This is a genomic window from Methylobacterium fujisawaense, from assembly GCF_039619325.1.
In the GTDB taxonomy this organism is placed as follows: domain Bacteria; phylum Pseudomonadota; class Alphaproteobacteria; order Rhizobiales; family Beijerinckiaceae; genus Methylobacterium; species Methylobacterium fujisawaense.
On record NZ_CP155000.1, the window covers coordinates 1291995 to 1313225 of the forward strand.

A 21231-nucleotide genomic window follows, 5' to 3' on the forward strand; every position below is an offset into this window, starting at 1 on the left:
CGAGCTGGTAGGCGTCGCATGCAGCCCGTCCTCGAAATGCGGGGGATCTCCAAGACCTTCCCCGGCGTGAAGGCCCTCGACGACGTCAACCTCACCGTCGAGCCCGCCGAGATCCTCGCCCTCGTCGGCGAGAACGGTGCCGGGAAATCGACGCTGATGAAGGTTCTGAGCGGCGTCTATCCCCACGGATCCTACGCGGGCTGCATCACCTATGAGGGCCGGCCCGGCCAGTTCCGGAACATCTCCGACAGCGAGCGCCTCGGAATCGTCATCATCCACCAGGAACTGGCCCTGGTCCCCTATCTGTCGATCGCCGAGAACATCTTCCTCGGCAACGAGCCGGCCCGCTTCGGGATCATCGACCGGGGCCGGGTTTCCGCCCGGGCGCGTGAGCTGATGGCGATGGTGGGCCTCGATGAGAGCCCCGACACCCTCGTCACCCATCTCGGTGTCGGCAAGCAGCAACTCGTGGAGATCGCCAAGGCGCTCTCCAAGGAGGTCAAGCTGCTGATCCTCGATGAGCCGACCGCGAGCCTCAGCGAGACGGACAGCGAAGCCCTGCTGCAGCTTCTGCTGCGCTTCAAGGCGCAGGGCATCGCCTCGATCCTGATCTCCCACAAGCTCAACGAGATCGCGAAGGTGGCCGACCGGATTACCGTCCTGCGCGACGGCACCACCGTCGAGACTCTCGACTGCCGCAGCGGCGCGGTCGACGAGGACCGCATCATCCGGGCCATGGTCGGTCGCACGCTGGAGAACCGCTATCCGGTGCGGACGCCGCGGATCGGCGACCTTCTGATGGAGGTCTGCGGCTGGACCGTTCACCACCCGCTTCACGGCGATCGCGCGGTGGTGCGCGACGTCAGCCTGACCCTGCGCAGGGGCGAGATCGTCGGGATCGCCGGCCTGATGGGCGCAGGCCGAACGGAACTCGCCATGAGCCTCTTCGGCCGGTCCTACGGTCAGGGCGTCCGCGGTACCGTCCGGATCGACGGCGCCGAAGTCGACGTCTCGACGATCGACCGGGCGATCGCTGCGGGCATCGCCTACGTGACCGAGGACCGCAAGCAGCTCGGGCTCGTGCTGGGCGAGGACATCGCCCGGAACACGACCTTGGCGAACCTTCCGGGAATCTCCACCGCGACGGTGATCGACGAGGAGGCCGAGCAGCGGGTCGCCGGCGGCTATCGCACCAAGATGCGCATCCGCTCCTTCGGGGTGACGCAGCAGACCGTCAATCTGTCCGGCGGCAACCAGCAGAAGGTCGTGCTGAGCAAGTGGCTGTTCACCCAGCCCAAGGTGCTGATCCTCGACGAGCCGACCCGGGGCATCGATGTCGGTGCCAAGTACGAAATCTACAGCATCATCAACGAACTGGCCGAAGACGGGCGCGGTGTCCTGATGATCTCTTCGGAGATGCCGGAGCTGCTCGGCCTCTGCGACCGCATCTACGTCATGAACGAGGGACGCTTCGTCGCCGAGTTCTCGCGCGCCGAGGCCAGCCAGGAAGCGATCATGCGCGCGATCATGCGCTCCAAGGGCCTGAACGGATGACCCAAATCACGATGAGCAAGTCCATGCTTCCCGGCGGCGACGTTGGCGGCGACACGGCCGCAAGCGAGCCGCGGGGCCGACGCGGCCGGCTGCCGATGGCGCAGTTGCGGACCTACGGGCTGCTGTTCGCGCTGGCGGCGATCACGGTGTTCTTCGAAGTCGCCACCGGCGGCGTCCTGTTCCAGCCGCTGAACCTGACCAACCTCATCCTGCAGAACAGCTACGTCGTCGTGATGGCGCTCGGGATGCTGCTCGTCATCGTGGCCGGCCACATCGATCTGTCGATCGGATCCGTGGTCGGCTTCGTCGGCGCGCTCGCGGCGCTGCTGATGGTCCGCTTCGGTTTCGACCCGCTCTCCGCCTCCGTGCTGTGCCTCGCGGTCGGCGCGGTCATCGGCGGATTGCAGGGCTACTTCGTGGCCTATCTCGCCATACCGAGCTTCATCGTCACCCTGTCCGGAATGATGGTGTTTCGAGGCCTGACCCAGGTGCTGCTGCAGGGCACCTCCATCGGCCCCTTCCCGGAAGTGTTCCAGCTGCTGGCCAAGGGCTTCCTCTCCAACTTCGCCGGACCCTCGACGTCTCTTCTGATCGCGCTTGTCTTCGTCGCCTCGCTGGTCGGTTTGAACTGGCGGCGGCGGCAGGCGCAGATGAGGACCGGAGAGGCGGCCCAGAGCGTGGCGAGCTTCATCGGCCGCAACGGTGTCACCGCTGTCCTCATCCTTGCCTTCGCGTGGCAGATGAGTGCCTATCGGGGCCTGCCCAACGTCCTGCTCGTCCTGCTGGCGCTGGTGATGCTCTACGGCTTCGTCACCACGCGGACGACGATCGGGCGCCGGATCTATGCGCTGGGCGGCAATATCAAGGCGGCCCGCCTCTCCGGCATCAAGACCGAGCGCCTCACCTTCCTGACCTTTGCCAATATGGGTGCGCTCGCCGGCCTCGCCGGCATGATCTTCGTCGCCCGGCTCAACACCGCGAACTCGAAGGCCGGCGTCGGCTTGGAGCTCGACGTGATCGCGGCTTGCTTCATCGGCGGCGCCTCCGCGGCCGGCGGCATCGGCAAGGTGTCGGGCGTGGTGATCGGCGCGTTCATCATCGGCATCATGAACAACGGCATGTCGATCCTGGGAATCGGCGTCGACTGGCAGCAGGTGATCAAGGGCGTCGTACTGCTCGCCGCCGTGTGCCTGGATGTCCACAACAAGAACAACCGGCTCTGAACAGCCGGTCCGCGCCGTGCCAGACCGAGACCGGACCACGTCCGCGCAAGCGGCGATCAGCCCGCGCGGGTCCGCTTCCCCCGGATCCGAATGGAACGGTGCCGATCTGTGCCGGCGCGCTGCAGGCGCAAGGCCCGCAGCCCCGCGGGCGCCCATGTCCCGCAGGCCAGCGCCGCCCTGCAGCTCTCGCGGCGGCGCACCGGACCCACGAAGCCGCCGAGCCTGAGCCGGGGGGGCTTCACCCGTCCGGCCTTGCTCGGCCCCCTACCGGATCGACACCGACAGGGGGCGGCCCTGCCGAAACGCTCAGGTCTTGCGCGCCACCGTGAAGCGAGCGGCGTCCCGCAGGATGCGCGCGCCCTCGCCCCAGGATGAGACAGCGTCCTCGCAGACACCGACGAGGCGGTCGCATTCGGCGCGCGCGCCGTCGATGCCGAGACGATCGACCAGCGTCGCCTTGCCGGCATCCTTGTCCTTGCCGGTGGCCTTGCCCATGGCCTCCGGCGAGGCCTCTCGGTCGAGGATGTCGTCGGCGATCTGGAAGGCCTGGCCCAGGGCGAGGCCGTAGCGCAGCAGGGCGGCCCGCTGGCTCTCGTCGGCGCCGCCGACGATTGCGCCGGCCTCGACCGAGAAGGCCAGGATCGCCCCGGTCTTCATCGCCTGCATCCGCAGGGTGTCGTCCACGTCCATGTTGGCAACGCCGAACCGGCCCTCGGCGGTGAGGTCGAGAAGCTGGCCGCCGACCATGCCGCCCAGGCCCGAGGCACGGGCAAGTCCGAGGACGAGGTCGGCGCGGATCCGCGCCTCCGGCTGCCAGGTCGGATCGGCCACGATCTCGAAGGCCAAAGTCTGCAGAGCGTCGCCGACCAGGATGGCGGTGGCTTCGTCATAGGCCTTGTGCACCGTCGGTTTACCGCGGCGCATGTCGTCATCGTCCATGGCCGGCAGATCGTCGTGGACGAGGCTGTAGCAATGGATCAGCTCGACCCCCGCACCGGCGGCGAGGGCCGCAGCTTCGGATCCGCCCAGCATCCGCGCCGTCTCGATGGCGAGGAACGGCCGCAGCCGCTTGCCGCCGCCGAGCACCGCGTGGCGCATGGCCTCCATCAGGCGGGACGGCCGTGCGATCTCGCCGGGGCCGACGTCCGGTCCGAGGCGCTCGACCAGGAAGGTCTCGACCTTCCCGGCGACCTCCGTCAACCTGTGGGTAAAATCGACGGCTGGCGTGCCTGCCTTGACCGAACCGGTCGGTGCCTGCGTTGAGGGGGTCGGGGTCATCGGGCGCTACGTCCGGTCCTGGCCTTAGAAACCAATCGAGCGTCAGTTGAGCGGGAACGAACTCACGGTGGATGGGGCGGGACGCAGGCGAGAGGCGGCAGGTCGTGACCTTCCGCTCGCGCGCCCGCGGCGCTCCCGCCCGGTCCGCCGGATCGTCGGGATGCTGCTCCTGCTCCCCGCGATCGGATTCGTCCTCACGCTGACGTTGGCGCTCGTCTATAGCGCGGTGATGCCGCCGTCGACCCTGATGCTCGGGCGGTGGTTGACGCTTCAACCGGTGAGCCGCGATCCGGTCCCGCTCTCGGGCATCGCGCCCGTCCTGCCGTTGGCGGTGATCGCCTCCGAGGATCAGCGCTTCTGCCTCGATCATGGCGTCGATTTCGGGGCGATCCGCGACGTGGTCGACGATGAGGATTCGCCGAGCCGCGGCGCCTCGACCATCGCCATGCAGACGGTCAAGAACGTCTTCCTGTGGCCGGGCCGGTCCTACATCCGCAAGGCGGTCGAGATCCCGCTGGCGCTGGCGCTCGACACGCTCTGGGGCAAGCGCAGGATGATGGAGATCTACCTCAACGTCGCCGAGTGGGGCGACGGTATCTACGGGGTGCAGGCGGCGAGCCGGCACTGGTTCGGCAAGGACGCGAGCCGGCTGACCCGGAACGAGGCCGCTCTCCTCGCCGCCGTCCTGCCCAATCCGATCGCCCGCAGCGCCGGTCGCCCCTCTCCGGGCGTGCGCCGCCGCGCCGCGCGGATCCAGGCCATGATGGGTCAGATCGACGGGCTGACGGGCTGCCTGAGGCGGTAGCAGGGGGCGGTTCGCGTCTGTAAGACGGGCCTTCAAAGCGTGAGACCCGGGACCGACCCACGATGAGCGATGCCGTTTACGACCTGAGCCTGGAGCGCATCGCCCTGATCCGCCGGATGGTCGTTGCCTGGGATGGCGCCGAGCCAGGGGCGCCGACCATTCACCCTGCAGCGCCCTACGGCAGCCTGGATCGCGACGGCGACATCGCCAACGTCACCGGGGACGACGAGGGCGCCGAAGAGGAGCACCGGTCGCTCGAGGACGGCCTCTCCGTCTTCGTTCAGAACGCGCAGCTGAAGCCGGGTCGATACCAGTACCACAATGGCTTGGCGAAGCTCGATCCGGGCGCGGTCGGCGACGTCTTCCGGGATGCGGCGACCGGCGAGACGCCGGACGTCATCACCTTCGCGGTGACTCCGGAGCACCTGGCCTTGATCCCCCGGCTCAACGTCGGCTGGAACGCGGCGCAGGGTGTTCCGCACGTCGACCCGCAGCGGCCCTACGGCGAAGACGCCTCCTACACCGCCGCCATGACACGCCATCTCGCCGCGGTGCCCGGGGCGGCCGCGAACGACGACGATGATTCGGAGGCGCGGCTGGTGCGCCTCCATCGCGAGCTGCAGCCGGCCCTGCAGATCTTCCTGCGCTACGCCGATCTCGGGCCCGGCGCCTTCCGGCGGTCGGCTGCGGGCTGGCAGCCCGCCTGACGCGCTGCGGCGTCGGCGGGCCCCGGCGAGCCTCAGCCCTCGCGCTTCTTGCGCTGTGCCAGGGTGCGCAGCCGGAGCGCGTTGAGCTTGATGAAGCCCGCCGCGTCGCGGTGGTCGTAGGCGACGGCGCCTTCCTCGAAGGTCACGAGATCCTGGTCGTAGAGCGAGTGCGGGCTCTCGCGGCCGATCACGTGGACGCCGCCCTTGTAGAGCTTCAGCCGCACCGTACCGGTGACCTTCTCCTGGCTCTTGTCGATCAGCGCCTGGAGCATCTCGCGCTCCGGCGAGAACCAGAAGCCGTTGTAGATCAGCTCCGCGTATTGCGGCATGAGCTGGTCCTTCAGGTGCGCGGCGCCGCGATCGAGGGTGATCGATTCGATGGCGCGGTGCGCCGGCAGCAGGATCGTACCGCCCGGTGTCTCGTACATGCCGCGGCTCTTCATGCCGACGAAGCGGTTCTCCACGAGGTCGAGCCGGCCGATGCCGTTGGCGCGGCCGAGTTCGTTGAGCTTCGCCAGCAGGTTCGCGGGCGACAGCGCCTCCCCGTCGATCGAGACCGCGTCGCCGCGCTCGAAGCCGATCGTGACGACGGTCGGCTGGTCGGGGGCCTCCTCGGGGGAGAGAGTGCGCGAGTAGACGTAGTCCGGCACCTCGATCGCCGGATCCTCCAGCACCTTGCCTTCGGATGAGGCGTGCAGGAGGTTCGCGTCCACCGAGAAGGGGCTCTCGCCGCGCTTGTCCTTGGCAATCGGGATCTGGTGCTGCTCGGCGAAAGCGATGAGCTGCTCACGGGAGCGCAGGTCCCACTCGCGCCAGGGCGCGATCACCGTGACATCCGGCTTCAGGGCGTAATAGCCGAGTTCGAAGCGGACCTGATCGTTCCCCTTCCCGGTCGCTCCGTGGCAGACCGCGTCGGCCCCGACCCTCTCGGCGATCTCGATCTGCTTCTTGGCGATCAGCGGCCGGGCGATCGAAGTGCCGAGCAGGTAGACGCCCTCGTAGACGGCGTTCGCCCGGAACATCGGGAAGACGTAATCGCGGACGAACTCCTCGCGCAGATCCTCGATGAAGATGTTCTCGGGCTTGATGCCCAGCAGCTCCGCCTTGCGGCGGGCCGGCTCCAGCTCCTCCCCCTGGCCGAGATCGGCCGTGAAGGTCACGACCTCGCAGCCGTAGGTGGTCTGCAGCCACTTCAGGATGATCGATGTGTCGAGGCCGCCGGAATAGGCCAGCACGACCTTCTTCACGGGGCTCTTCGCGGGAACGGACATGCGACTTCCGGGACTGAGGCGGGGCGTCAGCGGCTTATCGCGGGTGTCACCGGCCTGCAACCGGCGCGCCGTCTCGCGCGTAGCTCTGATGGCGAGAGATCGGCCGCGTTTCGCCTCACGGTGGCCTTGCGGCCGTGCGAAAAATGGCGCGGGCGTTGCCAGTCGTCATCGCCGCAAGAGTGCATCGGAGAAGCGAAGTCTATGGCGCGCCAGCCAATTTTGGAGTTCTGGTACGAATTCGCCTCCACCTACTCCTACCTCGCCGCGATGCGCGTCGAGGCGGCGGCGTCCGAGGCGGGCGTGGCGATCCGGTGGCGCCCGTTCCTGGTCGGGCCGCTCTTCGCGGCGCAGGGCTGGACGACCTCGCCCTTCAATCTCTACCCGGCCAAGGGCAAGAACATGTGGCGGGACGTCGAGCGCGAAGCTGCACGGCTCGGCCTGCCGCCGGTGACGCGCCCCGCGCAGTTTCCGCAGAACAGCCTCAGTGCCGTGCGGGTGGCGATCCTGGGCCAGGACCAGGACTGGCTCGTGCCGTTCTCGAAGGCGGTGTTCACCGCGAGTTTCGCCGAGGGCCGCTCGATCGCGGAGCCCGCGGCCGTGGCCCAGATCGTCGATTCGCTCGGGCTCGACGGGACCCAGACCGTGCGCGCCGCTGCCGCGGAGGCCAACAAGACGAAGCTGCGGGTCAGCGTCGAGGAGGCGCGGTCCCGTGGGATCTACGGGGCGCCCACGTTCCTGGCCGATGATGGCGAGTTGTTCTGGGGCAATGACCGCCTGGAGCAGGCGCTGGCCTGGGCGACCGGCGACCGGCCGAAGGGGCTGCGGTAGCGCCACCGTCACGCCGATACGCCATCAAACCGACTCGCCTCCCTGGTTCTGGTCCGGCTCCGCTTCGGCGCGACCGGAGCGGAACCCCGATGCACTGGACGTGTCCCATGCCTGTTTCCCGTCGCCTGATCCTCGCCGCTGCCGGCATCCTGCTGGGTTCGGGTTTCGGACGGGCGGCTGCGCAATCCTATGGCCAGCGCGTCGCGGTCACGGGCGATGACGGCAAGGCGGTGGCGAACTCGATCCTGCCGGGCGAGATCACCGGGCAGATTCCGGCCTTGCGCGGGGTCACCTATGTCGGACCGCGGGACGCCGCGACCACGCTCTACGAATTCTTCGACTTCAACTGCCCGTATTGCCGGAAGGCCGCCGCCGACGTGGTCGCTCTGCATGCCGGCGACGCGGACCTGCGCATCGGGCTTGTCCACAACCCGATCCTGTCGCCGCAATCGGCTCAGGCCGCCAAGGTGATGCTGGCCGTGCAGCGCAAGCTCGGCTCGGACGCCGCCTGGCGCTTCTATCAGACGCTGCTCGGCAAGCCCGGCCGCATCGACGGGCCCGGGGCGCTCGCCGCCGCGGCCGCGCTGGGGATCCCGCAGGCGGAGGTCGAGGCGATCGCCGACAGCGAGGAGGTGCGCGCGGCGCTCAAGAGCCAGATGCGCATGGCGGCGGATCTCGGCCTCTACGCGACGCCCTCCTACGTGCTCGGTAACAACGGCATCCTCGGCCATCCGGGCGCGCGCGCCATGGCGCAGATGATCGCGAGCGTCCGGCGCTGCGACCGGCTTGCCTGCTGAGGCAGCTCCGGCGTCACACTTCCGCCGTCGTCACGCGCTGCGCGGTGCGCCTGCCGTGTTGCGTGCGGCCATGCTGGCATGCTAGGCGGTCGCCGCGCCGCGAGGACAGGTCTTGACCCTGTCCGTTGCCGGCACGATCCCACGTCCCGAACGGTCACGCACCGCGCTCCTGCCGGAGCGCGCGGAGCGGGCGGGCAACCAGAGAAGAGAGCGACGGGTGGCGCAGAACGGTTCCGAGGCTGGTCCCCTGGTCGCAGGCGTGGCGGGCCGGTACGCTTCCGCCCTGTTCGAACTCGCGCGCGACGAGCGCCAGGTCGACGCGGTCGCCCAATCCCTCAATCAATTCGACACGCTGCTGAAGGAGAGCGCGGATCTCCGCCGCCTCATCCGCAGCCCGGTCTTCAGCGCCGAGGAGCAGGCAGCCGCCATCGGCGCCGTGCTCGAAAAGGCGGAAATCGGCGGTCTCGCCGGCAACTTCATCCGCCTCGCGGCCGCGAACCGGCGGCTCTTCGCCCTCCCGGACATGATCAGCGCCTTCCGGAGCCTGGTTCAGGATTCGAAGGGGATCGTCCGCGCTCAGGTGCGGGTGGCCGAGAAGCCCTCCGACGCGGTGATCGAGGAGATCAAGGCGTCGCTGCGCGACATCGCGAAGGCCGACGTCGACGTCGATCTCGTGGTCGATCCCAGCCTGATCGGCGGCCTCGTCGTGAAGATGGGCTCGCGCATGGTCGACGCCTCCCTCAAGACCAAGCTCAACGGTATCCGCCTCGCGATGCGGGCCGCGCGCTAAGCGCCCCCATCCGATCCGAACACGCATAGACGCATCAGCGACAGAGGCCCGAGTATGGACATCCGCGCCGCCGAGATCTCCGCGATCCTGAAAGAGCAGATCAAGAACTTCGGCGAGGAAGCCGAGGTCTCCGAGGTCGGGCAGGTCCTGTCCGTCGGCGACGGCATCGCCCGCGCCTACGGTCTCGACAACGTCCAGGCCGGCGAGATGGTCGAGTTCGAGTCGGGCGTGCGCGGCATGGCCCTGAACCTCGAGCAGGACAACGTCGGCATCGTGATCTTCGGCTCCGACCGCGAGATCAAGGAAGGCCAGACCGTCAAGCGGACTGGCGCCATCGTGGACGTGCCGGTGGGCAAGGGCCTGCTCGGCCGAGTGGTCGACGCCCTCGGTAACCCGATCGACGGCAAGGGCCCGATCGTCTCCACCGAGCGTCGCCGCGTGGACGTGAAGGCTCCGGGCATCATCCCGCGCAAGTCGGTGCACGAGCCGATGGCCACGGGCCTGAAGGCGATCGACGCCCTGATCCCGGTGGGCCGCGGCCAGCGCGAGCTGATCATCGGCGACCGCCAGACCGGCAAGACCGCCATCGCCCTGGACACGATCCTGAACCAGAAGCCCGGCCATGCCGCCGGCGGCGACGAGAAGGCCAAGCTCTTCTGCATCTACGTCGCCATCGGCCAGAAGCGCTCGACGGTGGCCCAGTTCGTGAAGGTGCTGGAGGACCAGGGTGCCCTGGAATACTCCATCGTCATCGCAGCCACGGCGTCCGATGCGGCCCCGATGCAGTTCATCGCGCCGTTCGCCGGCTGCGCCATGGGCGAGTACTTCCGCGACAACGGCATGCACGCCGTGATCGTGTATGACGATCTCTCCAAGCAGGCCGTGGCCTACCGCCAGATGTCGCTGCTGCTCCGCCGCCCGCCGGGCCGCGAGGCCTATCCGGGCGACGTGTTCTACCTCCACAGCCGCCTGCTGGAGCGCGCCGCCAAGATGGGCGACGCCGCCGGCAACGGCTCGCTGACCGCGCTGCCGGTCATCGAGACCCAGGCCAACGACGTGTCGGCCTACATCCCGACCAACGTGATCTCGATCACCGACGGCCAGATCTTCCTCGAGACCGACCTGTTCTACCAGGGCATCCGCCCGGCGGTGAACGTGGGCCTCTCGGTGTCGCGGGTGGGCTCCTCGGCTCAGACCAAGGCGATGAAGAAGGTCGCCGGCAAGATCAAGGGCGAGCTCGCGCAGTACCGCGAGATGGCTGCCTTCGCGCAGTTCGGCTCGGATCTCGACGCGTCCACCCAGGCGCTCCTGAACCGCGGCTCGCGGCTCACCGAGCTCCTGAAGCAGCCGCAGTTCTCGCCGCTGAAGATGGAAGAGCAGGTCGCGGTGATCTACGCCGGCGTGAACGGCTACCTGGACAAGATGCCGGTCAGCAAGGTCCGCCCGTTCGAGGACGCGCTGCTCAGCACGCTCCGCTCGAAGCACAAGGACCTGCTGGATTCGATCGCCGCCTCCAAGGACCTGTCGGACGAGAACGCCGGCAAGCTGAAGAGCGTCGTCGAGAGCGTCGCCAAGTCGATCGGCTGATGTGAGGCCCCTCCCCGCGGGGAGGGATCTTGGGTGGTGCAGGGGGATTGCGATCCGCGCTGCACCGCCCGAACTTCCGGCTCCTTCCCGCCGAGGGAAGGAGAGGCCCATAGAACGGACCTGGACCTCACCCGATGGCGAGTTTGAAGGACCTGCGCAACCGCATCACCTCGGTGAAGGCGACGCAGAAGATCACCAAGGCCATGCAGATGGTCGCCGCCGCCAAGCTGCGCCGTGCGCAGATGGCCGCCGAGGCGGGCCGTCCCTATGCCGAGAAGATGTCGGCCGTGCTCGGCAATCTCGCGGGTAATCTCGTCGGCGGCGTCGGCGCCCCGCGGCTCCTGTCCGGGACCGGCTCCGAGCAGACGCACCTGCTCGTCGTGTGCACGGGCGACCGCGGCCTCGCCGGCGCCTTCAACTCGTCGATCGTCCGCCTCGCGGTGCGCGAATACGCGCAGAAGCTCGCCGCCGAGGGCAAGACCGTCAAGATTATGACGGTCGGCAAGAAGGGCCTCGACGCGCTGCGGCGGCAGTACCGCGACCAGATCGTCGAGAGCATGGACATCCGCGGCAACCGCCCGGTGGATTACGAGTTCGCGGCCGGGATCGCCGACAAGATCCTGACCCGCTTCGAGAACGGCGAGTTCGACGTCGCGACCCTGTTCTACTCCGAGTTCCGCTCGGTCATCTCGCAGATCCCGACCGCGCAGCGCCTGATCCCCGCGGAGCTGCCCGCGGTCGACACGACCGCGAAGGCGGCGGGCGGCAACGCCGCGCTGGAATTCGAGCCCTCCGAGGAGGCGATCCTCGAGACGCTGCTGCCGAAGAACCTGACGGTGCAGATCTACCGGGCGCTCCTGGAGAACGCCGCCTCCGAGCAGGGCGCGCGCATGAGCGCCATGGATTCGGCCACCCGCAACGCGGGCGAGATGATCAAGAAGCAGACGCTGATCTACAACCGGACGCGTCAGGCCATGATCACCAAGGAACTCATCGAGATCATCTCGGGTGCGGAAGCCCTCTGAGGCGCCGCCACCTGAACGCACAGCTTGAAGGGTAGGTTAACGATGGCGAACACCGCACTCCCCGGCGCCGGCTCCAACAAGGTCGGCAAGATCACCCAGGTTATCGGCCCCGTGGTCGACGTGCAGTTCGAGGGCCACCTGCCCGAGATCCTGAACGCGCTGGAGACCAAGAACAACGGCGCCCGCCTCGTCCTCGAGGTCGCCCAGCAGCTCGGCGAGCACACTGTCCGCTGCATCGCCATGGACACGTCCGAGGGCCTGACCCGCGGTCAGGAATGCACGGACACCGGCGAGCCGATTAAGGTTCCGGTGGGCATGAACACGCTCGGCCGCATCATGAACGTCATCGGCGAGCCGATCGACGAGGCCGGTCCGGTCCAGGCCGACACCTACCGCGCCATCCACCAGCCGGCCCCCTCCTATGCCGAGCAGTCGACCGAGGCGCAGATCCTCGTCACCGGCATCAAGGTGGTGGACCTGCTCGCCCCCTACGCGAAGGGCGGCAAGATCGGCCTGTTCGGCGGCGCCGGCGTCGGCAAGACCGTGCTGATCATGGAGCTGATCAACAACATCGCCAAGGTGCACTCGGGCTACTCGGTGTTCGCCGGCGTGGGTGAGCGCACCCGCGAGGGCAACGATCTCTATCACGAGATGATCGAGTCCAAGGTGAACGTGGACCCGAAGGAGCATGGCTCCGCCGAGGGCTCCAAGTGCGCCCTGGTCTATGGCCAGATGAACGAGTCGCCCGGCGCCCGGTCGCGCGTCGCCCTGACCGGCCTGACCATCGCCGAGCAGTTCCGCGACGACGGCCAGGACGTGCTGTTCTTCGTCGACAACATCTTCCGCTTCACGCAGGCGGGCTCCGAGGTGTCGGCGCTTCTCGGCCGCATCCCGTCGGCGGTGGGCTACCAGCCGACGCTGGCCACCGACATGGGCGCCCTGCAGGAGCGCATCACCACCACGACCAAGGGCTCGATCACCTCGGTGCAGGCCATCTACGTGCCGGCCGACGATCTGACCGACCCGGCGCCGGCCGCCTCGTTCGCCCACCTCGACGCCACGACCGTGCTGTCGCGCTCGATCGCCGAGAAGGGCATCTATCCGGCGGTGGACCCGCTGGACTCGACCTCGCGCATGCTGTCGCCGACCATCCTCGGCGAGGAGCATTATGACGTCGCCCGCCGGGTGCAGCAGACCCTGCAGCGCTACAAGGCCCTCCAGGACATCATCGCGATCCTGGGCATGGACGAGCTGTCCGAGGAGGACAAGCTGACCGTGGCCCGCGCCCGCAAGATCGAGCGCTTCTTCTCGCAGCCCTTCTCGGTGGCCGAGGTGTTCACCGGCTCGCCGGGCAAGCAGGTCGCCCTCGAGGACACCATCAAGGGCTTCAAGGGCCTTGTGAACGGCGACTACGACGACCTCCCGGAGGCGGCCTTCTACATGGTCGGCACCATCGAGGAGGCCCAGGAGAAGGCCAAGAAGATGAAGGCCGCGTAAGACGACGCCCTCCCCTCCCCCTCGCGGGGAGGGTTTGGGGGTGGGGATGGTGCAGGCGAAGCCGCTGCGCTCCATCCTGAACCACCCCCACCTCCAACTCCTCCCCGTACGGGGAGGAGAGCTTGTTGCGGATCCGGGATCGTCCTGAGATGGCCACCTTCCACTTCGATTTCGTCGGCCCCGAGCGGACGCTGTATTCCGGCGAGGTGAGCGCCGTACAGTTGCCCGGCGTCGAGGGCGAGATGACGGTGCTGCCGGGCCACGCGCCCGTGCTGACCTCCCTGCGGGTCGGCGTCATCGTGGTCACCGAGAGCCAGGGCAGCGGCAAGCGGATCTACGTTCGCGGCGGCTTCGCCGATATCGGCCCGACGGCCGTGACCGTGCTCGCCGAGCGTGCTGCGCCGATCGAGGAGCTGACGCACGAATCCCTCGACCGCGACATCGAGGCCATCGAGATGCAGCGTGACGCCACCGAGGACCTGCAGAAGCGCGAGGAGCTGAACGGCCAGATCGTCCAGCTCCAGGAGACCAAGGCGCTCCTGAAGCTCTGAGCCTCGTTCAGCGGGCGCCCTCCAGCGCCCGCGCCAGGAGGTCGGCCCGCGCCTCGGCATCCGTCGGGCAGCCCAACTCGAGCCAGACTTTCCGCGCGGTGGCCAGCCCACGCCCGATCCCGGGACCCGGCGCCACACCGGCCGCGACCAGATCCGCCCCCGCCAGGGGAAAGGCCGGCGACGCCCCCTCCCCCTTGAGGGTTTCAAAGGCGCTGATCGCCGTCTCCGTTACGGCAGGCCTCGGCTCTCCCGCCAGGATCGCCAGCACGTCTGCCAGCCGCGACAGGCCGTGCCCGGCCGCAAGCGCCCGCGCCGCGACCCCATCCAGCACCGCACGTCCGTGGAGATCAGCCAGCGCTTCCGCGTAGCCGATGAGCTGTCCGTGCTCGCTCTTCGAGAGACGCAACCGCTCGCGCAGCCGATCCGCGTCGTGCCGAGCCCCGACCGAGAGGGCCGCGAGGCGCACCACCGGAGACAATCCCGCAGCGGCGGCGCGCTCCAGCCGCCCGAGTTCACCGACGCCGCCGGTGATCCGCTGCAGCAGGCCGGTCGCACTCAGCGTCGCCACCATGGCCGGACCGCCGGAGGCCGCCAGCAGCTTCAGGAACTCCGCGCGCACGCGCTCGCGGGAGAGCCGGTCCAGACTGTCCCGCGCGGCCACACAGGCGGCGAGCGCCGCCGCATCGGGCGCCCCGGCGCCGAAACGCGCCTGGAACCGGAAGAAGCGCAGGATCCGCAGGGCGTCCTCGCGAATGCGGGTCGCCGGATCGCCGATGAAGCGCACCCACCCGGCTTCGAGATCGGGCAGCCCGCCCACCGGATCGTGCGGCGTTCCGTCCGCACCGAGCGAGAGCGCGTTGATCGTGAAGTCCCGGCGCTCGGCATCGCGGAGGAAGTCCGTGCCGAAGCGGACGACGGCGTACCGTCCGTCGGTCTCGACGTCCTCGCGCAGGGTTGTGACCTCGATGGGCCCATCTTCGGTCACCAGGGTGATCGTCCCGTGCTCGATCCCGGTCGGCACCGCCTTGAGGCCGCGCGTCCGCTGCGCCGCATGCATCACCGCCTCGGGCAGCAGGGTGGTCGCCATATCGATGTCGGCGGTCTGCACGCCGAGCAGCGCGTCTCGCACGCAGCCGCCGACCAGGCGGGTCTCGGCACCGGGGGCATCCAGGGCCGCGAGCACGCGGCGCACGCCCGGGCGGTCGAGCAGGGCCATGAGACCGGCTCGGTCGAGCGCGCGGTTCACCGGAATCCACCGGGCACGAGGCGGCCGTTCTCCATGTGGGTGGGCACGTAGCCCGCCGGGCGACGCTCGGAGAACAACCCCTCGTAGACGAGCGTGCCGATCACCACCGCCAGCCCGGCCAGGACGAGGCGGAACAGGTGCGGGTCCCAGTGCACCCGGCGCAGAGGGTTGCGGCCGGACAGCAGCAGGTAGACCAGGAAGAGGGCGAAGGGGACGAGGAAGAGGCCAAACTCTTCGAGGACGCGGCGCAGCATGCTTGGCAGCCTATCGCGCCGGGCGACCGACGTCGCCCGACTCCGTTTCCGGATAGAGCCGTTCCCGGAGATTGTTCAGGATCCCGGCGGTGACACCCCAGATCAGCCGCTCGCCGTAGGTCAAGGCGTAGAACCAGCGCTCGCGGCCCTGCCAGGCGCGGGAGCGCAGGCGATAGCGTTCCGGATCCATGAGAATCGGGAATGGCACCTCGAAGACGTCGGCCACTTCGGCAGGGTTCGGCGTCAGGGTTACCTCGGAATCGACCAAGCCGATCACCGGGGTCACGAGAAATCCGGTGCCCGAGAGGTACGGGTCGAGATAGCCGAGCAGCCGCACGGCCGCGGGCAGCAGCCCGATCTCCTCGAAGGCCTCCCGCAGGGCCGCATCCGCGGGGCCGGGATCGGTGGGATCGATCTTGCCCCCCGGCAGCGCGACCTGTCCGGAATGGTCGCGCAGGTTGGCCGCCCGCATGGTGAGGATGAGGCTCGGACCGTCCGCGCGGCGCACGACCGGGACGAGGACTGCGGCCCGGCGATGGGGCGGCGGCGGCATCACGGCCGTGCCATCCGGATCGAGGCTGTGGTCGCCGCGGGGATTGGAGGTCGGATCGTCCGGTCCCGGCGGATCCGGCGACAGGCCGGCCGCAGCGCGGGCGAGAAACTCGGCGAGCGGGTCGCTCACGCGGCGGCGACCGGTGCGATGGTGTGGAAGGTGCCGCCGGCCCACAGGCCGAGCCAGGGCCTCCCGTCGACGAGGCGTTCCTCGGCGAGATCCACGAGGTCGTAGGTGAGCGCCCGGGTCACGAGCGCCCACAGCCCGCGGCGGACATGGAGGTAGGGCTTCAGGGCCCCGTCCGGCCCCTCCTCGAAGCGCAGGGCGTGCTCCGCGTCGACGCTCACCAGATCGTCGACATTGGTGCGGAAGGAGAGGCGCCGGTCCGCTCCCGTGCCGTCGACGGCCATCTCGACGGCCACGAAGGCCGCATCCTCGACGGTGATCCCGACGCTTTCCACCGGCGTGACCAGGACAGTCCGGCCATCCGGCTCGCGCCGCAGGATGCTGGCGAACAGCTTGACCAGCTTGTCCCGCCGGATCGGCGAACCGTTGTGGTGCCACGTCCCATCGGCGGCGATGCGGATGTCGATGGCGCCGCAATAGGGCGGGTCCCAGCGTTCCACGGGCGGCAGGCCGCGCCTGGGAAGGTCCCCGAGGGCCGCGCTGAGGCGGCTCAAGGTCGGGTCGGGGGCGGGATCCACGCTCATACCCATGACAGATAGCGTGCCGGTGCGCCGTCAGCCATGGCCGGCCGAAGGATCCAGCCGGATCCGGTCCCGATCGCAGGGCCGCGTTGTCCGGCCCGACGCACGCATGCGCGAAGGCCGGATCACCGATCCGCGCCCTCGTCCTGAGGCCCCGGCGGGGATGCCTCGACGGAGGGCTTCTGGGATCACACGCGGGCTGTTCGTTCGAGGCCCACTGCCGCGGGCACCCCAGCGAGAGGGCGTGGGCGGTGGGTCGGCTGCCGCGGAGGAGCGCTGCGGGGCGCGACCGAATCCTCAGGCCGGCCCTGCACCCTGCGTGTTCACCGTCAGCGCGTAGAGCGACTGGCTGGCCGCCATGAACAGGCGGTTGCGCTTCGGGCCGCCGAAGGTGAGGTTCCCGCACACCTCCGGCAGGCGGATCCGTCCGATGAGCTTGCCCTTCGGCGACCAGACGGTGACGCCGTTGTAGCCTACGGCCCGGCCGGCATTGCTCGAGACCCAGAGATTGCCGTCGACATCGGCCCGCAGGCCGTCGGGGCCGCATTTCACGCCGTCCACGATGCAATCCGAGAACAGGCGCTTGTTCGAGAGTAAGGCCCCGCCTCCGACATCGAAGGCGTAGATCTCGCCCTTGCCGCCGGGCCCCGTATCCCCCGGTCCCTTCCCCGTGGAGCAGACGTAGAGCGTCCGGTGATCGGGCGAGAAGCACAAGCCGTTCGGATCGGGCACCTCATCGTCGGTGATCACCCGGTCGATCCGCCCCGACGGGTCGATGCGGTAGACCGCGTTGGGCAGCACTCGCCGCCGGGGCGCTGTCCCGGCCGGCTGGCCGAGCCGCGGGTCGAGATGGCCCTGCGGATTGCTCGGGCCGCCCGCCGCGTCCGGCAGTCCCTCGTAGAGCAGCGCGCCGTAGGGCGGATCGGTGAACCAGTAGGCGCCGTCCGGATGCTGGACCACATCGTTGGGCGAGTTGAGCGGCTTGCCGTCGAACGCATCGGCCAGGATCGTCGCCGCCCCGTCGAGTTCGTAGCGCACGACCCGACCGGTGGCGTGCTCGCAGCTGATCTGCCGCCCCTGATGATCGAAGCTGTTGCCGTTCGAATTGTTGCTCGGCATCCGGAAGACGGAGACGTGCCCGTCCTCCTCCAGCCAGCGCATCTGCCGGTTGTTGGGGATGTCGCTCCAGACGAGGTAGCGGCCGACGGCGTTCCAGGCCGGCCCCTCCGCCCAGAGGGCGCCGGTCCAGAGCCGGCGGATGGCGCTGTTCGGCACGATGTAGGGTTCGAAGGCCGGGTCGACCGCGACGATGTCCGGATCGGTGAAGTAGGTGGTGGGGGCCGCGCCGGGCCGGAAGTCGCGCGGCGGATTGGTCACCGTGCTGGGCGGCTCAGGTTGCGCCGCCGCTCCGTCGGGCGTTGCGGCGAAGGCCGCCACGCCCGCGAGGATCGCGCGTCGGGAGGGTCGAGCCGGACTGCGCTTCGCCTCGACGCCGGATGTATCGGTCTGCGACGATCGCATGCGATCCTCCATTGCGCATCCGGTCGCAACGCCGTGACGCGCGGCGGCAAGCTAGGACAGATGTCCTGAGACGGTCAATCAGGGCGGCGGCGCAGGATCTTCCACACGCCGTCCGCCGAGGCCAGGAGGCGCGTGTCGTCGCGGACGTCGCCACGCATGAACACGAGGGAGCCGGTGCGCTTGACCACCTGCGGCCGGATCTCGATCCAGTCGCCGAGGCGGCCGACATCGATGAACTTCATTTCCAGCTGGATCGTCACGCAATTGGCGCCGCCCGCGGCCTGCATCGCGGTCTCGCCCAGCGCGCGGTCGGCGAAGCTCATGAGCATGCCGCCATGGACCACGCCGATCAGGTTGGCGTGCTTCTGCTCGGCCCGAAACGCGTAGGCGCCGTCGGTGCCGCGGACATGAAGCGGACCGACATGGGCGATGAAGCCCTTGTCCTCCACCAGCGCCCAGCCGGCGGCTGCGGGGTCGAAAGCGGTCGTGTCCGTGGTCATCGCGTCCGATCCGTTGGTGTCGATCCGGAGGAAGGGCGTTGCGGCCGTCAGGTTCCGCGCGGCTTGGCCCGGCGCGTCGGCGCCTCGCTGAGCGGATCCTCCGGCCAGGGATGGCGCGGATAGCGGCCGCGCATCTCGGACCGCACCGCCGCCCAGGATCCGCGCCAGAATCCGGGCAGATCGCGGGTGATCTGGATCGGCCGCTGGGCCGGCGACAGCAGGTGCAGGACGAGCGGGCGTCCACCGGCGCGGGGATGCCGGTCGAGGCCGAAGAGCTCCTGGACCCGGACGGCCAGGGCCGGTTCCTCGGCCGTGTAATCCACCGGGATGCGCGAGCCGGTCGGGACCTCCACGTGGGTCGGCGCCTCCGCGTCCAGCCGGGCGCGCAGCGCCCATGGCACCAGGCTCTGGAGGGCGCCGGCGAGATCGTCCGCGGTGACCGACGCGAGGGTGGCGCGCCCCACGAGGGACGGCGCCAGCCACGTCTCCGCGGTTCCGGCCAGCACCGCGTCCGACAGGTCCGGCCAGGTGTCGCCCTCGGCGGCGTGGAGGAAAATCACCCGGGCGCGCCATTGCGCCAGGGCCGGCGTCCACGGCAGTCGCTCGATCCCGAGATCGGCGATGCCCCGCGCCAGGATCTCGGCGCTCTCCGGATCGGACGGCACCGGCAGCGGCCGTGACCCGAGACTGACCGCGCCGAGTCGCCGGACCGTCCGCGCCCGCAGGGCGGCGGCCTGCGGGTCGAAGGCAATCTCGGTGCGCGACTCGATCCGGTCGGCGAAGAGGCGCTCGATCGCCTCGGCCCCGATCGCCGCCGCAGCCAGGATCCGGGCGCTCGCGGCCGATCCCGCCAGATCGGCGATCACCAGATAGGTTTCGCGGGCGAGCGGGCTCGCCGGGTCGAGGCGACCGGCCCGTCCGCTCGCCATCACGAACTCGCCGTCGCGGCCGCGCGCCCGGGCCACCCGGTCGGGATAGGCGAGCGCCAGGAGCGGGCCGGCGGCGACCGGGCCGGCATCCGGGAGCGCGGAATTGCCTGCCCCGGCGATCCGGGCCCAGCCGTCGGCGAGCCGGCGCATGTCGGCGGCGCGTCCGCCGCGGTCGCGGCGGAACCGCTCGACCCGCTCGTCGAGGTCGAGGCTGTCCCCCCCGAGGCCGCGCTCCACCAGCACGGCGGCGAGGTCGGCGGCGGCCCGTGCGTGGCCGTTTCCGGCCGCGACCGTCACCATACGGGCGAGCCGCGGCGGAAGCGGCAGGGCTCGCAGGCGCGCGCCGACCGGCGTCAGGCGCCCATCGGCATCGAGCGCCCCCAGTTCGGTCAGCAGGGCGCGGGCCTCCGTCAGGGCCGGCGCGGGGGGCGGGTCGAGGAAGGCGAGCGTGCCCGGATCGGTCACGCCCCAGGCGGCGCAGTCGAGGAGCAGCCCGGCGAGGTCGGCGGACAGGATCTCCGGCCGCGTGAACGGTTCGAGGGCGTTGGTGCCGGCCTCGGACCAGAGGCGCCAGCACAGGCCCGGCTCGGTGCGGCCGGCGCGGCCGCGGCGTTGGTCCACCGAGGCGCGGGAGGCACGGGCCGTGACAAGACGGGTCAGGCCCAGGCCCGGCTCGTAGACCGGAACCCGAGCCAGTCCCGAATCGACCACGATCCGGACGCCCTCGATGGTCAGCGAGGTCTCGGCGATACTGGTCGCGAGAACGACCTTCCGGGTTCCGGCGGCCGCCGGGGCGACGGCGCGGTCCTGCTCGGCGGGTGTCAGCGCCCCGTAGAGGGGGGCGAGCTGCACGTCCGGTCCGACCTTCTCGGCCAGCAGTTCGACGGTCCGGCGGATCTCCGCCTGTCCGGGCAGGAACACCAGGATCGAACCGGGATCCGCCCGCAGGGCCCGCAGCGTCACCTCGGCGATCGAATCCTCGATCCGCCGGTTCGGATCGCGCTCCGCGTATCGGGTCTCCACCGGAAAGGCGCGCCCCTCGGAGGCGACCACGGGCGCGTCGTCCAGCAGCCGCGCGACCCGGGCGCCGTCGAGGGTCGCCGACATGACGAGGATCCGCAGATCCTCCCGAAGGCCGCCCTGCGCGTCGAGCGCCAGCGCGAGGCCCAGGTCGGCGTCCAGGGAGCGCTCGTGGAACTCGTCGAACAGGACCGCGCCGATCCCGGAGAGTTCCGGATCGTCCAGGATCATGCGGGTGAAGACGCCCTCGGTGACCACCTCGATCCGCGTCCGCGCCGAGATCTTCGAGCCGAGGCGGACCCGAAGGCCGACGGTCCCGCCGACCGGCTCGCCGAGCGTCTGCGCCATGCGGGCGGCCGCTGCCCGGGCGGCGAGGCGGCGCGGCTCGAGCAGGATGATCCTGCGCCCGTCGAGCCACGGCGCCCCCAGCAGGTCCAGGGGCACGCGGGTCGTCTTGCCGGCTCCGGGAGGGGCTACCAGGACGGCGGCATTCCGCGCGGCGAGCGCGCGACGCAGATCGGGGAGCGCCGCCTCGATCGGCAGCATGGATGCGGAGCCGGCCATCGCGGCCGCTGATGGCGCGGCGCG

The 21231-nt window shown here is 69.8% G+C and carries 20 protein-coding genes; 11 read left to right on the forward strand and 9 right to left on the reverse strand.

Annotated features, from left to right (window positions below; all coding sequences use genetic code 11):
* Positions 1 to 18 precede the first annotated feature (18 nt).
* Together mmsA and mmsB are read left to right on the forward strand one after the other, a co-directional pair.
* Complete coding sequence (mmsA, locus tag ABC766_RS06180) at positions 19 to 1554, forward strand: multiple monosaccharide ABC transporter ATP-binding protein (protein WP_075379632.1); 1536 nt, start codon at positions 19 to 21, stop codon at positions 1552 to 1554.
* Positions 1551 to 2777, forward strand: a complete 1227-nt coding sequence (gene mmsB, locus ABC766_RS06185; protein WP_425287532.1) for a multiple monosaccharide ABC transporter permease — start codon at positions 1551 to 1553, stop codon at positions 2775 to 2777. The genes mmsA and mmsB overlap by 4 nt, the downstream gene beginning before the upstream one ends.
* A gap of 306 nt (positions 2778 to 3083) precedes the next feature.
* Here the strand turns inward: mmsB and ABC766_RS06190 are convergent, their stop codons facing one another.
* Positions 3084 to 4055, reverse strand: a complete 972-nt coding sequence (locus ABC766_RS06190; protein WP_043356504.1) for a polyprenyl synthetase family protein — start codon at positions 4053 to 4055, stop codon at positions 3084 to 3086.
* A 160-nt stretch (positions 4056 to 4215) separates the two neighbouring features.
* On the opposite strand from ABC766_RS06190, the gene mtgA reads away from it, so the two are divergent.
* Positions 4216 to 4860 carry a monofunctional biosynthetic peptidoglycan transglycosylase gene (gene mtgA, locus ABC766_RS06195; RefSeq protein WP_345821531.1) on the forward strand — a complete coding sequence of 215 codons (645 nt, stop codon included), beginning with the start codon at positions 4216 to 4218 and terminating at the stop codon, positions 4858 to 4860.
* 62 nt (positions 4861 to 4922) lie between these two features.
* The gene (locus ABC766_RS06200; RefSeq protein ID WP_345821532.1) at positions 4923 to 5567 is read left to right on the forward strand and encodes a hypothetical protein; all 645 of its coding nucleotides are present in this window, start codon (positions 4923 to 4925) and stop codon (positions 5565 to 5567) included.
* Between the two features lie 32 nt (positions 5568 to 5599).
* Here ABC766_RS06200 and ABC766_RS06205 read toward each other — a convergent pair whose 3' ends face one another.
* Positions 5600 to 6838 carry an argininosuccinate synthase gene (locus ABC766_RS06205; RefSeq protein WP_043356498.1) on the reverse strand — a complete coding sequence of 413 codons (1239 nt, stop codon included), beginning with the start codon at positions 6836 to 6838 and terminating at the stop codon, positions 5600 to 5602.
* A gap of 201 nt (positions 6839 to 7039) precedes the next feature.
* Here ABC766_RS06205 and ABC766_RS06210 point away from each other — a divergent pair, with 201 nt between their 5' ends.
* The 7 genes from ABC766_RS06210 (at position 7040) to ABC766_RS06240 (ending at position 13913) form a co-directional block, all read left to right on the forward strand.
* Positions 7040 to 7666, forward strand: coding sequence for a 2-hydroxychromene-2-carboxylate isomerase (locus tag ABC766_RS06210; protein WP_043383327.1), 627 nt, complete (start codon positions 7040 to 7042; stop codon positions 7664 to 7666).
* Between the two features lie 107 nt (positions 7667 to 7773).
* Positions 7774 to 8463, forward strand: a complete 690-nt coding sequence (locus ABC766_RS06215) for a DsbA family protein (RefSeq protein WP_043356494.1) — start codon at positions 7774 to 7776, stop codon at positions 8461 to 8463.
* A gap of 217 nt (positions 8464 to 8680) precedes the next feature.
* A complete protein-coding gene (locus ABC766_RS06220) occupies positions 8681 to 9253 on the forward strand; it encodes a F0F1 ATP synthase subunit delta (protein WP_342140614.1) in 573 nt (190 codons plus the stop codon).
* Positions 9254 to 9307: 54 nt separating this feature from the next.
* Entirely contained in the window at positions 9308 to 10840 is a 1533-nt protein-coding gene (gene atpA, locus ABC766_RS06225) for a F0F1 ATP synthase subunit alpha (RefSeq protein ID WP_043383323.1), read from the forward strand.
* Positions 10841 to 10974: 134 nt separating this feature from the next.
* Complete coding sequence (locus ABC766_RS06230) at positions 10975 to 11865, forward strand: F0F1 ATP synthase subunit gamma (protein WP_342140586.1); 891 nt, start codon at positions 10975 to 10977, stop codon at positions 11863 to 11865.
* A gap of 42 nt (positions 11866 to 11907) precedes the next feature.
* The gene (atpD, locus tag ABC766_RS06235) at positions 11908 to 13362 is read left to right on the forward strand and encodes a F0F1 ATP synthase subunit beta (protein ID WP_043383320.1); all 1455 of its coding nucleotides are present in this window, start codon (positions 11908 to 11910) and stop codon (positions 13360 to 13362) included.
* A 149-nt stretch (positions 13363 to 13511) separates the two neighbouring features.
* Entirely contained in the window at positions 13512 to 13913 is a 402-nt protein-coding gene (locus ABC766_RS06240; protein WP_043383318.1) for a F0F1 ATP synthase subunit epsilon, read from the forward strand.
* Positions 13914 to 13920: 7 nt separating this feature from the next.
* Here the strand turns inward: ABC766_RS06240 and ABC766_RS06245 are convergent, their stop codons facing one another.
* The 7 genes from ABC766_RS06245 to hrpB form a co-directional block, all read right to left on the reverse strand.
* A complete protein-coding gene (locus ABC766_RS06245) occupies positions 13921 to 15159 on the reverse strand; it encodes a CCA tRNA nucleotidyltransferase (protein WP_345821534.1) in 1239 nt (412 codons plus the stop codon).
* Complete coding sequence (locus tag ABC766_RS06250; protein ID WP_043755696.1) at positions 15156 to 15413, reverse strand: DUF6111 family protein; 258 nt, start codon at positions 15411 to 15413, stop codon at positions 15156 to 15158. The genes ABC766_RS06245 and ABC766_RS06250 overlap by 4 nt, the downstream gene beginning before the upstream one ends.
* A gap of 10 nt (positions 15414 to 15423) precedes the next feature.
* Positions 15424 to 16095, reverse strand: a complete 672-nt coding sequence (locus tag ABC766_RS06255; protein WP_043351712.1) for a CoA pyrophosphatase — start codon at positions 16093 to 16095, stop codon at positions 15424 to 15426.
* A complete protein-coding gene (locus ABC766_RS06260) occupies positions 16092 to 16676 on the reverse strand; it encodes a DUF1285 domain-containing protein (protein ID WP_287090318.1) in 585 nt (194 codons plus the stop codon). The genes ABC766_RS06255 and ABC766_RS06260 overlap by 4 nt, the downstream gene beginning before the upstream one ends.
* A gap of 294 nt (positions 16677 to 16970) precedes the next feature.
* Positions 16971 to 18194 (reverse strand): SMP-30/gluconolactonase/LRE family protein, encoded by a 1224-nt coding sequence (locus ABC766_RS06265; RefSeq protein WP_345821536.1) that lies wholly within the window; start codon positions 18192 to 18194, stop codon positions 16971 to 16973.
* Between the two features lie 74 nt (positions 18195 to 18268).
* Positions 18269 to 18694, reverse strand: coding sequence for a PaaI family thioesterase (locus ABC766_RS06270; protein WP_043383310.1), 426 nt, complete (start codon positions 18692 to 18694; stop codon positions 18269 to 18271).
* Positions 18695 to 18741: 47 nt separating this feature from the next.
* Positions 18742 to 21207, reverse strand: coding sequence for an ATP-dependent helicase HrpB (gene hrpB, locus ABC766_RS06275; RefSeq protein ID WP_345821537.1), 2466 nt, complete (start codon positions 21205 to 21207; stop codon positions 18742 to 18744).
* Positions 21208 to 21231 lie beyond the last annotated feature (24 nt).